This is a genomic window from Emticicia sp. BO119 (genome assembly GCF_013912375.1).
GTDB lineage: Bacteria > Bacteroidota > Bacteroidia > Cytophagales > Spirosomataceae > Emticicia.
Window position 1 is genome coordinate 42720 of the sequence record NZ_JACETV010000016.1, and the last position, 14417, is coordinate 57136.

General features: G+C 39.7%; 8 protein-coding genes. All 8 read left to right on the top strand.

What is annotated here, in order from left to right; translation table 11 throughout:
- The first annotated feature begins 17 nt into the window (after nucleotides 1-17).
- Nucleotides 18-662, top strand: coding sequence for a TetR family transcriptional regulator C-terminal domain-containing protein (locus H1R81_RS27070; RefSeq protein ID WP_181843895.1), 645 nt, complete (start codon nucleotides 18-20; stop codon nucleotides 660-662).
- A 40-nt stretch (nucleotides 663-702) separates the two neighbouring features.
- The gene (locus H1R81_RS27075) at nucleotides 703-2037 is read left to right on the top strand and encodes an AarF/ABC1/UbiB kinase family protein (RefSeq protein WP_181843896.1); all 1335 of its coding nucleotides are present in this window, start codon (nucleotides 703-705) and stop codon (nucleotides 2035-2037) included.
- A 114-nt stretch (nucleotides 2038-2151) separates the two neighbouring features.
- Nucleotides 2152-3684 (top strand): bifunctional UDP-sugar hydrolase/5'-nucleotidase, encoded by a 1533-nt coding sequence (locus tag H1R81_RS27080; RefSeq protein WP_181843897.1) that lies wholly within the window; start codon nucleotides 2152-2154, stop codon nucleotides 3682-3684.
- Between the two features lie 76 nt (nucleotides 3685-3760).
- Nucleotides 3761-4279, top strand: coding sequence for a hypothetical protein (locus H1R81_RS27085; RefSeq protein WP_181843898.1), 519 nt, complete (start codon nucleotides 3761-3763; stop codon nucleotides 4277-4279).
- A 3-nt stretch (nucleotides 4280-4282) separates the two neighbouring features.
- Nucleotides 4283-5035, top strand: coding sequence for an LVIVD repeat-containing protein (locus H1R81_RS27090; protein WP_181843899.1), 753 nt, complete (start codon nucleotides 4283-4285; stop codon nucleotides 5033-5035).
- Nucleotides 5032-5748: a hypothetical protein gene (locus H1R81_RS27095; RefSeq protein ID WP_181843900.1), complete on the top strand. Its 717-nt coding sequence runs from the start codon at nucleotides 5032-5034 to the stop codon at nucleotides 5746-5748. The genes H1R81_RS27090 and H1R81_RS27095 overlap by 4 nt, the downstream gene beginning before the upstream one ends.
- On the top strand, nucleotides 5651-6769 hold the full coding sequence (gene porQ, locus H1R81_RS27100; RefSeq protein ID WP_255463283.1) for a type IX secretion system protein PorQ: 1119 nt from the start codon (nucleotides 5651-5653) through the stop codon (nucleotides 6767-6769). The genes H1R81_RS27095 and porQ overlap by 98 nt, the downstream gene beginning before the upstream one ends.
- Before the next feature lie 290 nt (nucleotides 6770-7059).
- Nucleotides 7060-14417, top strand: a 7358-nt coding sequence (locus H1R81_RS27105; protein WP_181843902.1) for a PA14 domain-containing protein, incomplete at its 3' end; no start/stop codon positions are given.

The following is a 14417-nucleotide window of genomic DNA, read 5'->3' on the forward strand; positions in this document are numbered from 1 at the left end:
ACTTCAATTTAAAATCAATGACTAACGATAAAATCAAACACGCCTATATTGAGCATATTTTAGATAAAGGTACACAACCGGAATCAATTTATGCTTTTTGTAAGAAACTAAAAATCAAGGAGTCTGCTTTTTACGAAGAATACACTTCCTTTCCACAGATAGAAAGCCAAATATGGAAAGACTTTTTTTTAGATACGATTACCTCAGCACAAAATGAAGAAGTCTATGCTGCTTATACAGTTCGTGAGAAAGTACTGGCCTTTTTTTATACTTGGGTTGAAGTGCTGAAACAAAACAGAAGTTTTATACTGAAATCTTATGAGAGTTTTCAGAAACCTGTTTATGTTAAGCGTAACATACAATTAACTGATTTTAAAATAGCCTTCCACGATTATATAAATGAATTGGTGCTTGAAGCCCGTGAGACTAAAGAAATAGAGCAACGCCCGATTCCTCAGATAACTCAGCGGTATCCGGATTTATTCTGGGCTAAAACCTTGTTCATCCTGGACTTCTGGATCAATGATACCAGTAAAACATTTGAAAAAACAGATACTATGATTGAAAAATCGGTCAATACTGCTTTTGATTTATTAGGCCGCTCCCCTTTAGATTCATTATTCGATTTAGGCAAATTTTTATTTCAGAATAGAAAAGTCTGAACTACGCTATTTCGGCTTAGCTCAAGACAATAATTAACTTATGAACTCACAAGACAAAATACCAACCTCCAAGGTTGCCAGAGCCACACAGTTTGTAAAAGCAGGAGTGAAAGTAGGAGGGAATTATATAAAGCACTACAGCAAAAAGATATTAGACCCATCATTAAGCAAAGAAGAGTTACACAAAGATAATGCTGCAGACGTGTATGAGACATTAAGCAGCCTGAAAGGCAGTGCCTTGAAAGTAGCACAAATGATGAGTATGGACAAGAACCTCCTGCCAAGAGCCTACACTGATAAATTTGCTATGTCTCAGTACTCGGCGCCACCGTTATCTTCACCTTTAGTTATCAAAACTTTCAGGCAGTATTTTGGAAAATCTCCGGCTGAAATGTTTGATAAATTTGATTTAAAAGCTGAAAACGCAGCATCTATCGGACAGGTGCATGTGGCCTATAAAAATAGTAAAAAATTGGCTGTTAAAATACAGTATCCGGGTGTAGCTGAAAGCATTAGCTCTGACCTGAAAATGGCCCGTCCTTTGGCAGTACAATTGTTGAAACTGAACGATGCAGAAATTGACAGGTATTTTAAGGAAGTAGAAGAGCGTTTATTGGAGGAATCTAACTACGATTTAGAATTGAAACGCTCAATCGAAATCACAAATGCCTGCGAGCATATCCCACATTTGTTTTTTTCGAAATATTATCCTGAGTTCTCATCTAACAGAATTCTGACTATGGACTGGATAGAAGGAATGCATCTGAAAGAATTTTTAGAGACTAATCCCTCACAGGAGATCCGTAACCAGATTGGTCAGGCACTGTGGGATTTCTATGACTACCAAATGCACACGCTTCGTAAAGTACATGCAGACCCTCATCCGGGTAATTTCCTGATGACACCCGATGGTAAGTTAGGAATATTAGATTTTGGTTGTATCAAAGTAATACCTGACGATTATTATCAGAATTACTTTGCTTTGATGAACCCGGATACGCTGAACGATGAAAAGAGGATGCAGAAGATTTTCTGGGATCTGGATTTCTTGCTCAAAGAAGATTCACCTAAAGAGCAGGCTTTGTTTTCAGATATTTTTAAGCAGATGATTCGTCTGTTAGGCCGTCCTTTCGATTCTCATACATTTGATTTTGGCACTACAGGTTACGTTGATGAAATTTATCAGTTTTTAGATTTTATCTCCAAAATGCCTGAACTCAAAAATGGTAATTCGGCACGTGGTTCCCAGCATGGGTTATATGTGAACCGTACCTATTTCGGTCTTTATACCATTTTAAATGATTTAAAGGCCAATATCCTTACTACCAAGCCAGATTGGGTAACGCCAAAGCATTTAAAAGAGGCATTTGTATAAATACCACTTTTTCTACTACATTTGGAACGCTTATAGAGTTCTTATAACTTTATAAGCGTTTTTATTTGCATAGATTGTAACCTATTATTATTCAATTAGTAAATTGTTGATTCAATGAAAAAACTTCTCCTTCTCCTTTCTATTACCTTACTTTTAGCGGCTTGTCGCACAGCAAAAGTAGGCAAACCCAGTCAAGACGAAGTCGCTGTTACCTTTTTACATCTGAACGATGTCTATGAAATATCTCCGTTAGACAACGGTAAAATAGGAGGTATGGCTCGGGTTGCAACAGTTCGTCAGCAATTGCTAAAAGAAAATCCGAATACTATTACAGTGCTTTCGGGCGATTTTTTAAGCCCATCAGTAACAGGAACTCTACGCTATGAGGGTAAAGGAATCAAAGGCCGACAAATGGTTGATGTAATGAACGCTGTGGGTATTGATTGGGTCTGCTTTGGTAACCACGAGTTTGATTTAGACGAAAAAGATTTACAGGAACGCATCAATGAATCGAAATTCGAATGGTTGAATACCAATGCTATGGAGAAAATCAACGGCAATTTAGTGCCTTTTGGTAAGATAGTAAATGGTACAAAAGTCCCTTTCCCAAAAATACAGATTTTTTCTTTTAAAACCCCTAAAGGCGAAGAGGTAAAAATAGGTATGTTTGGCATTGTGTTACCCTCAAACCCGAAAGAGTATGTCTGGTATGACGATTTTTTTGAGTCGGCTAAAAAAGCCTATGAGACTTTAAAACCTCAATGTGATTTTGTTGTGGGTCTTACGCACATCAATAAAGTAGATGACATTACATTAGCTGGTATGTTGCCGGAAGTAAAACTTATTATGGGTGGGCACGACCATGAAAATATGAAAGAAAAAATAGGCAATGTGATTATGGCCAAGGCCGATGCCAATGCTAAAACAGCCTATATTCATAGAATTGTCTATAACAAAGCTAACAGTAAGATCACCATTGAGTCAGAATTACGAAAAATAGATAACACAATACCTGACAATACTGAAGCGGCTCTTGTAGTAAAAAAATGGGAAGATATTGCAGATGCCAGTTTTAAAGCCATTGGTATTGATAAAAATGAAGTCATTACTGATCTGAAAGAACCTTTGGACGGACATGAGGCAACTGTTAGAAACCAACAGTGTGCAATGGGAAATATGATAGCCAAAGCTATGACATTGGCTACACCTGATGCTACCGATTGTGCTTTTTTCAATGGCGGGTCTATCAGAATAGATGATATTGTATCAGGTAAAATGACACAGTTAGACGTTTTGAGAGTTTTACCTTTTGGTGGAAAATTAATAGAAGTAAAAATGCGTGGACGATTATTGGAAAGAATTCTGGAAACAGGATTTCAAAACAAAGGAAGCGGAGGATACCTGCAATGGGATAAGATTAGCTATGAAGCAACAAAAAAAGAATGGAGGATTAATGGCAAACAGCTTGATGTAAATCAGGAGTATAACGTAGTAACAAGTGATTTTCTTTTGACTGGTAAAGAACGTAATCTTGATTTTTTTGTAAAAACAAACCCTGACATAATTTCCGTAACTGATTCTTTCCCGGAAAGTGATGTACGAAACGACATCAGAAAAGCAGTTATTGCTTATCTGAAAAAAAACTAAATGATTTCCAACCATTCGGGGGCGATTGTTGTCATAGTAAGGATGAAGCTTATTAAACGCTTATACCCACATTTCTATGAAAAAACTGTACTTTCTGACAATAATCGCCCTTTTGAATAGCTGCATCTCTGACAATGAGAAAACAGCTGATGTAAAGGTGATGGGTTATCGCCCCATTTATACCGATTATGCAAGTATTCGTAAAATAGAACTGCAAAAATCAAGAGGGCTTTCGCGTCCTGGTAAAATCTATACTAAGGGTAAATATCTCTATATTAATGAATTAGGCGAGGGTATCCATATCTTTGATAATTCAGACAAAACTAATCCTAAGCCTGTTGCCTTTCTGGCGATTCCTGTCAATAAAGACATTTCTATCAAGAACAATATTCTCTATGCTGATAATGGCGATGACCTGATAACTATTGATATTTCTGACCCGAATAGTGTAAAAGTTTTGAAACGTATCGAGAAGGCCTTCCCTTATCCAAGCTATCCCAACGAGAGAGGTAAGTTTGAATGTGCTGACCCCAATAAAGGGTATGTAAAGGCATGGGAATATGTTGAACTAACCAACCCTAAATGTTTTAGATAAACCATGAAAGCACTAAAAAAACTCATAAGTTGCTTAGCCGTAATGACATTTATATATGCTTGTAAAGGAGATAGCGTTGCCACTGATAGCACTTCAAATATTGGTAGAGGAGGCTCTATGGCTCGCTTTACTATTGCCAAAGACTATTTGTATATTGTAGATAATCAATCACTAAAGGTTTTCAGAATTACTGAGCCTGAAAACCCTATTTCTGTTAAGAGAGTGCCGCTGAACACGGTAGTAGAGACCATTTTTCCTTTTGAGGGGCATCTGTTAGTAGGTACACAAACCGGAATGTTTATCTTTAGTATCAGCGACCCTGAAAATCCCTCAAGGATTTCTACTTATTCTCATGTAGTATCATGCGACCCCGTCGTGGCAGACGGAAACTATGCTTATGTAACACTTCGTAGCGGAACTAATTGTAACCGGGGTATAAACGCTTTAGATGTAGTAGATATAAGAGATATGACTAACCCTCAACTATTAAAAAGCTATCCAATGCAAAATCCACACGGCTTAGGAGTAGATGGTAATCTTTTGTTCGTAACCGAAGGAAATCACGGGTTGAAAGTATTCGACAAAACTAATCCTAACGACTTGAAGCTAATCAAAACCTTTCAGGATTTTACAGCTTTCGATGTGATCCCTGAGTCCGATGTATTAATTATTACCGGAAAACAGGGTATTTATCAATATAGCTACAACGCACAAAATGAATTGAAACTATTAAGTAAAATTCCCATTGAATCATGAGATATACCACAATGATTTTACTTTTCGTTTTAGAATTTGCCAAACAATCAGTGGCACAGGATACAATTCAGAAAAACCACCTTGCATTAAAAATAGCCCCCTTAGCTATTTTAGATATTGATAACACTTTTCAGTTTGCCGTAGAGCATAGATTAAAAGGAAACAGATGGACTTTATCTGAAGAATTGGGATACGGCACGGCTGCCGCCAATTTCTGGGCAAATTCTTTTAATAGTTCGGGCAGTAAGTTAAGAGAAAACATCCGCGCAAAAATAGAGGCCAGAAAATACAGAAATGCTTTTTATGGCAGATATGTCGCATATGAGTTATTTTACAAGCAAATTAATGACAGAACTAATCGTGGTATAGGTCGTGAGTGTGAGACCGGATTGTGCAATTATTATGAAATGGTCAATTATCCGATTAACAAGCACGTAGTAGGCATTAGTGCAAAAATCGGATATCAGGTAAGAATTCGTAATGAATTGAAAAAAAATACCAACTTTGTATTTGATTTTTACGTAGGGGCAGGGCTAAGGCGAATCATGATAAATCATCATGATCCTGACGAATCCTTACAAGACAACGGATTGAATAATTTTTTATATTTTAATGATGGTTTTTTCAGTAACTCAGGGCTTGGATACGGAGACAAAAATTATAATATACCCCACCTGGCATTGGGTCTTAAAATTGGCTATCTTATTTTCTAAATCAATTATTATAACCTTTTTCTTGCTGGCTTTTTGCTCTTTCCGCATTCAAACCTTCTCACAAAATAGCTTTTCATTCCTGACATTGCCTAATAATGCACACCTGAACGCATTGGGTGGAATAAATGCCTCTCTTTTTGATAAAGATATTAATCTGCATACCATCAATCCTGCTTTATTAGATTCATCTCAACGTGGGCAACTGGGTATAAATTATTCACCCTATCTGGCTCAAAGTAATTTCTTTACACTCAATTATGCGCCAATATTTAAGAATGCCACTGGAAAAAGTCAATGGGGCATTAGTTTGCAAAATTTGAACTACGGTAACTTTCAGGGAACTGATGCCGTTGGTAACCCGACAGGTGAGTTTTCGGCCAATGATTTTTCATTAGGAGTTACCCATTCCAGACAAATCAGCAATATCTCATTTGGTATTACAGCCAAATTAGTCGGGTCAGTTTTGGAGTCATATAATTCAATAGCAATATTAACCGACTGGGGTGGTACGTTCAGGCATCCAAACTATGACTTAAACTTGGGTATTGTGGCCAGAAATATAGGTTTTGTAGTGAAAAGTTATGGAAATATTAAGCCTGATATTCCTTTTGATTTACAAATTGGAGCCTCTTTCAAACCGGCTCATATGCCAGTAAGATTCTCAGTTACGGCACATCATTTATATGTTTTTGATATTGCTTATAACGACCCTGCTTTCAACTATACCTTTGATAATCAAGGAAATAAAGTGCCAGAAAAAACCTCAGTGGCCGACAAAATATTTCGTCATCTGGTAATTGGTACCGAGATTCTGATTCATAAAAATTTTCATCTGTTAGCTGGTTATAACCACCTTCGTCGTCAGGAACTCACCATAAATTCATTAGGTGGTGCAGGCGGATTCTCTTTTGGTGCTAACCTCCGTCTCAAGCAATTTGGCTTTTCGCTTTCACGCTCTGTACTTACTACGGGTAAAGGTTATTTTACATTTAGTGCCCTCTGGAATTTACTTAAGAAATAAGAGTTATCTACGCACAGATACATGGGAACCAGAGCAATTCTATGTTAAATTTCTATCAATTTTTTTTTGTTTTTCTTGCAATTTTTAATTATTTATTTTCCTCGTTTTTCTTCAGGAGTCTTAATTTTTTGTGCTTGATTATCAGGTAGTTATAGTTTTTTATGTATCCGCTCGATAATTTTTTTTGTCGATGGCATGGCATTTGCTTAATAAGGATATTAGAGGCAAACCTGAACATTTTTTGATAAGCCTTTCAATATACCCAACTCAAACAGCAGATAATAAATTAGGTGTCCATTGTAATAGAAAATAACTATTGCTCTCCTAAATTCATTGATTTAAAGAGAAGCCTCTTTTGGCAGACTTATGCTAATCATAAGTGTGCCATAGGTTTAAGCGTCTGTCTCTTTTTAAGTCTTTTTTCTTCTGCTTTTTCTCAGAATACCATTGCATCACAATCAAGCCAGAACATTATTTCAGCTGTTGCAGATAGTAACCAGGGTCTTTCAGATCAGAATAATGCTATACTTGCATTAAGCAATACTACGGGAAATGAGGTGAAAATCTACACCGAGGGTGAAAAATTCTTTAATAGAAACCTATCAGCCACTTTTGAAAAACCGTCTGCATTTGTATCAGGCGACGTAGTAGCCTGTAGTAATGTTACCTCTGCAGGTTATATCAGTACAAGTGATAACCAGACGATACAGATATTTTGTGCGACTTCCTACAATCCAAGCTCATTTAATAATTATGCTTCTGCATCAGGAGGTAGCGGTACACTATACTACCAATGGCAGTATAGTACAGATAATTATAACTGGACTGATATTTCAGGGGCAGTTTACAGCACTTATAATCCTTCTACGCTTTCTACACTGACTTATTTTCGTCGTTTAGCAAGAAGATATGAATGTACTACTTGGCTTGCATCAAATACATTAATAATTGCTGTAAACATGCTACCAAGTGTATCTTTATCAAAGACAGACCCAACTTGTGGTTTAAGTAATGGAACTATTACAGCAACAGGAAGCGGGGGGATAATTGGTTTAGGAGCAATTACCTATCAGAAGTGGAATAGTATAAGTGGTACAACTGTCGCAAACCTCACAAGCAACTATAATTATCCGAATAACCCATCAAGCACAACTACATTAACTGAGATGGAGGCTGATGTTGACCAGGCAGATAATTTTGGCGCACGCATGATTGGGTATATTACACCGACCATTACCGGCACTTATTATTTCTGGATATCTTCTGATGATAATGGCGAATTATGGTTAAGTTCAAATGAGAGTGCTTCCAATAAAACAAAAATTGCCTATCATACCAGCTATACGGGCTCTCGGGAATGGAACAAGTTTTCTACGCAAAAATCAGCAGCAATTAGCCTGGTGGCAGGAGAAATTTATTATATAGAAGCTATATACAAAGAAGGAGGAGGGGGTGATAATTTAGCAATCGGATGGGCAAAACCGGGGGAGTCAACGACTTCCCCTTCTGAGGTTATACCGATTGATGCCATCAGACCTTATCAAACCTCATCAGTCACTACCCCTACTTATCAGTATTCAATAGATGGTACAAATTTTCAAACCAGCAATGTATTCTCCGGTTTGGCAGCAGGTACCTATACTATTACCATTAAAGATGTATATGGCTGTACAGCAACAAGCTCAGTTACTTTATCAGGTACTACCCTAAGTGTAACAGCAAACAGCAATAATCCTCTGTGTGTAGGGCAAACGCTTAACCTGACAGGGTCAGCAAGCCCTACTGCAAGTACTTATAAATGGACAGGTCCGGGAGGTTTTACCTCAACTTCCCAGAACCCAAACAGAACCAATGCTACTACCGCCATGAGTGGTACATACACTTTAGCTGCTACATTTTCTGGTTGTACTGCCACGGTTACAGCAACTACTGCTGTAACGGTATCAACACTTCCTTCAACCCCGGGTACTATTGGTGCCACTCGTTGTGGTACGGGCACAGTAACACTATCAGCAAGTGGTTGTGCCGGAACATACAGATGGTATAATGTTTCTAATGGAGGTTCTTCTTTAGGTACGGGTAGTAATTTCACAACTCCGGGCATTTCAAGTACAACTACCTATTATGTAGAATGTAATGTTAGTTCATGCACAAGCAGCCGGGCATCCGCTATAGCTACAGTAAATGCAAACCCAAGCCCAACTGCTACCGGAGATACAGAATGTGAAGGCTCAACCATTATTTTAGGCTCAACAGGTGGTACTTCTTATACCTGGGTCGGGCCGAATAGTTTTACTTCTAATTTGCAAAACCCGACTATAGCCAATGGTACAACCAATATGTCAGGTGTGTACACGGTTACGGTAACAAATGCCGCAGGTTGTACAGAGACAGCCACAGCAAGTGTATTAGTAACAGCCATTCCATCTGCTCCCACAGGTTCGGATGTAGTTCGTTGCGGAACAGGCACAGTTACCCTGACAGCATCAGGCTGTAGTTCAGGAACCTACACGTGGTTTGCCAATGCAACCACCTCCACAAGTTTAGCTACAGGAACAACTTATACTACACCAGGCATTTCCTCAACAACGACTTACTATGTAAGCTGTACTGTAAATGGTTGTGTAAGCCCTGGTAGAGGCGCGATAAATGCAATTGTTACGTCACCTCCGTCTGCACCGGACGTTGTTAATGGTTCACGTTGCGGAACAGGTTCTGTCGCACTTTCTGCCAGTGGCTGTTCAGGAACTTATGCCTGGTACACCGCGACAACAGGAGGTTCATCAATTGGCTCAGGAAGTACCTTTAACACACCGGGTATTTCAAGCACAACTACTTATTATGTAGAATGTAACTTCGGGTGTTTAAGTAGTAGGTCGGCAGTTACTGCAACAATAAATGCTATTCCCGCTGCTACAGCCACCGGAGATACAGAATGCGAGGGCACCACTGTTGTATTAGCTTCAAGTGGTGGCGCATCATATTTATGGTCTGGTCCCAATGGATTTACTTCTAATTTACAAAACCCGACTATAGCTAACAGTACAACTAATATGTCTGGCCTATATACCGTAACTGTAACCAGTGCCGCAGGTTGTACAGCTACTGCCACAGCAAGTGTATTAGTAAAGCCAATTCCGGGTGCGCCAGGTGGTAATGATGTAGCACGTTGTGGCACAGGAACAGTAACACTTACAGCTACAGGTTGCAGCGGTACCTATACATGGTATGCAAATGCTACTACTTCAACAAGCCTGGCAACAGGAGCGACATATACCACACCAAGTATCTCAACTACCACAATGTATTATGTGAGTTGTACTTTGAATGGTTGTGTTAGCACTACAAGGGGTTCAATGAATGCCATCGTTACCACACCTCCTTCAGCGCCGACCACGGTTGATAACTCCAGATGTGGCACAGGAACAGTAACACTATCGGCAAGTGGATGTGCCGGAACATACAGCTGGTATGCAGCAGCGACAGGTGGTTCGGCATTGGGCTCTGGTAGTACCTTTACTACGCCAGGTATTTCAAGTACAACTACTTATTATGTCGAATGTAATTTCGGTTGTGTTAGTACCAGAGCCGCAGCAATAGCTACAATTAATGCATTACCTTCAATTACTACTACAGGAGATACCGAATGTGAAGGCTCTACTATTGTTTTAGGTGCTTCAGGTGGTGTATCCTATAGCTGGACAGGCCCAAACAGCTTTACTTCTACTCTTCAAAACCCGACTATTCCTAACAGTACAACATCAATGTCGGGAATATATACAGTAACGGTAACTAATGCAGCGGGTTGCACAGCCACAGCTACAGCCAGCGTATTAGTTAAACCAATTCCAGGTGCACCAGCTGGTAATGACAATAGTCGCTGCGGTACCGGAACTGTCACGATATCGGCCACAGGCTGTAGTGGAGGTACTTATACCTGGTATGCAGCTGCTTCCGGCGGCTCAAGTTTGGGAACAGGGTCAAGCTATACTACCCCAAGTATTTCAAGCACTACCACTTACTATGTGAGTTGTACTGTAAACGGTTGTACAAGTACAACCAGAGGATCGGCTGATGCAACTATCAAGCCTATTCCATCAGCACCAACAACAAGCCCTGTAAGCCGGTGTGGTACAGGTTCTGTTACTATTTCAGCCGATAATTGTGCTGGAACGGTCAACTGGTATGCTGCTGCATCCGGCGGTTCAAGTTTAGGAACAGGCAACTATACAACACCAAGTCTAACAGCCCCTTCTACCACTACATATTATGCAGCTTGTACCGTAAATGGTTGTGTAAGCACAAGCCGTACTGCTTTAACCGTAACTGTTCTGACCCCACCAACAGCAAGTGCATCTAATACAGGTACTCATTGTTTGGGAACAACCTTTAAATTGATAGGAGGGGGGAATGGAGAAAGTTTTTCATGGAGTGGTCCTAATGGCTTTAGTAGTAGTGAGCAATCTCCGTTAGTAAACAGTGCTACATCAGCAATGGCGGGTGTTTATACATTAACTGTTACTGCTTCTAATGGCTGTACGGCCACAGCTACCACAAACATGGTTATTAATAGCAGCTGTACATCAGTATGTACTACACCTATTGCAGTTCAGCCAACTAATCCGTCCTCATGTTCTGGAACAGATGGTTATATTTTTGTAACCGAGTATTCTGCAGGCCCTTACTACGAAAACAGTATAGACGGTGTTACATGGTACAATTCAGAGAAGACTTATTCAAGCCTTGGGGTTGGTTATTATACAATATTTATCAGAGATAAAACCTCAAAAATAGTCTGTAGAACTATTTCGGCGGTTCTTACCTCTTCTACCAGCTCTTACTTTACAGGTGCTACTACCACCTCTGCCACCTCATGTTCTGCAACAGATGGTAAAATTGTTCTGCAGGGTGTTTTAGGAACAGATGATGTTTCGTGGATTTCTTCAACAAGCCGTACCTATGTGAAAGTTTCAACACTTTCTCCAAGTAATACGATTTCAAATTTAGCGCAAGGTACTTATTATGTGATAGTATCAAGAGGAGGTAATCCGCTTTGTTATAGCGAAAGAAGGGTAACCGTAGGAAATAGCGGAACTCCTTGCCCTACAGGTCTTTGTACAATTTCAAAAAATACAAATCTTTTCCCTGGTGGTGATTTTGGTTCAGGCAGTTCTGTTACAGGACCTTCTTTGTCACCGGGTGAGACGCAGTATAGTTATGCACCTATGAACTGTGATTCTCCGAATGACGGTAACTATACTATTACAAACACAACGGATTGTAATGGTTCAGCATCAGGAGGAAAAATATTTACAACCTGGGATATTCTCACCCAAGACCATACTACAGGTGATTCCAACGGTTATATGATGATTGTCAATGCTTCATATAATCCGGATATTGTAATTGAGAGAACTGTAACAAATCTATGCCCCAATACAAGATATGAGTATAGCTTGTGGATATATAACCTTTGTCCTGCAGCTGATGCAGCAGGTTGTACCATAAAACCTAATTTGACTTTTCTCGTTGACGGGGTTGGTAAATATACAACTGGTGACATAACAGGAACCACCTGGCAACAGGTCGGCTTTACTTTTACTACGGGTAATTCAACGACGTCAACATTCAGTATCAGAAATAACGCAACGGGTGGACAAGGTAATGACTGGGCTATTGACGACATCGCTATTATTCAGTGTCTGCCAGCGATTACCCAAAGTGCTAATATCACTAAGTGTATTGGTACAACCGGACAAACCATTTCAGCAACAGTAACCGATGGTAGTACCCAATACACCTACTATAAATGGCAGCAAAGTACTGATGGTGGAACCACCTGGACCGATTTGACAAGCGGTACTTCAACTACATTTACCTCAGGTGCTTATACAGTTTCTTATACATTGCCAACTATCACAGCGGCAATGAATGGTAGAAAATACAAAATTGTAGTAGGTACTTCTTTGTCTAATTTAGCTAATTCTGACTGCTCTTACGATGGTACAGAAACAACATTGACTGTTCCGGTAATCATTGTTACACCTTCTGCTAATCAGACGATTTGTACAGGTAGCAGCGCAACAATTACGGCAAGTGCTTCTGGAGGAACAAGCCCTTATACTTATTCGTGGAGTAACGGTTTAGGTAGTGGGACTTCAAAAACTGTCAGTCCTACTTCTACAACAGTTTATACCATAACCGTTACCGATGCAAATGGTTGTACAGCTACAGCTACAACACAGGTAACAGTAAATAGTCTTCCGTCGGCTCCAACAGCCGTGAATGGAAGCAGATGTGGTACAGGTACAGTAAATTTGGCAACCACAGGTTGTAGCGGTACCGTAACCTGGTATGCTTCTTCAACAGCCACTTCAAGCCTTGCTACAGGAACCAACTACACTACACCGAGCATCAGTACTAACACTACTTATTATGTAACCTGTACAGTAAATGGTTGTGTAAGTGGCTCACGTACAGCAGTAACTGCTACAGTAAATACAATTCCTACCGCAACTGCCACAGGAGATGTAGCGTGTGCTGGTAGTACTATCAATTTATCGGCAAGTGGAGGAAGTACCTATAGCTGGGTTGGTCCTGCAAGTTTTAGTTCTACACTACAGAATCCAACCAGACCTAATGCCACTACCACTATGAGTGGAGTTTACACAGTAACTGTCACATCTGCGCAAGCTTGTACTGCTACCGCTACGGCTACTGTAACAGTTAACCCAACACCAACGCCAGGTATTTCGGGTAATACCAATATTTGTATAGGACAGTCAACAACCTTAACTGCAAATGGAGGAGAAAGTTATCTGTGGAGTACAGGAGAGACTACAACAAGTATTAATGTTAGCCCGTCTACCTCTACAGTTTATACGGTAACAGCCTATACTACCAATAGTAGTTATACTAATTTAGTAACTGATCAGGCGATTTTTAATGCAGCAAATTTTAATTATATCAACTCTTCGGCTTCTTACGCTGGTCCACAGAATTTATTTGATGCAGTTGATAATACAGGAGTTAACACTTTTCATGCAACAAGAATAACTAATGGTCAGGATTGGGGAATAGGCTATGCATTAGGTGGAGACTATCTGATTACTTCATTAAGTCTTGATGGAAGAAACGATTGTTGTACAGACAGAGCCAAAGGTGGGGTGATGCAGATATGGAAAAATGGCTCAATGGTTTATCAGAGTAGCATTGTCAGTGGCTCCGGTAACGGTGTAATTAGTACCAGCCCTGTACCAAATGTAATAGGAGACGAAATACGATATATTTTCTTAAATGGAGCCAATACAACCAGCGGAGAAACCACACTTAATTTTGCGGAATGGATTGTTGGAGGTGCAAAAGTATGCTCAGCTAACACTCAGGTAACAGTAACTGTAAATCCTATACCTACGATAACAGCGGGTTCAAACACCCCTGTCTGTGTAGGTCAGACTTTGAACTTAACTTCATCAGGAGGCACAAGTTACTCATGGGCAGGGCCGAATGGTTATACCTCAACAACTCAGAATCCAAATATCAGCAATGTAACCAGTGCGGCAACAGGTATATACACAGTAACTGTAACGAATGCCAGTGGTTGTAGTGCCACAGCGACCACCTCAGTAGTGATTAATGCCTTACCAAC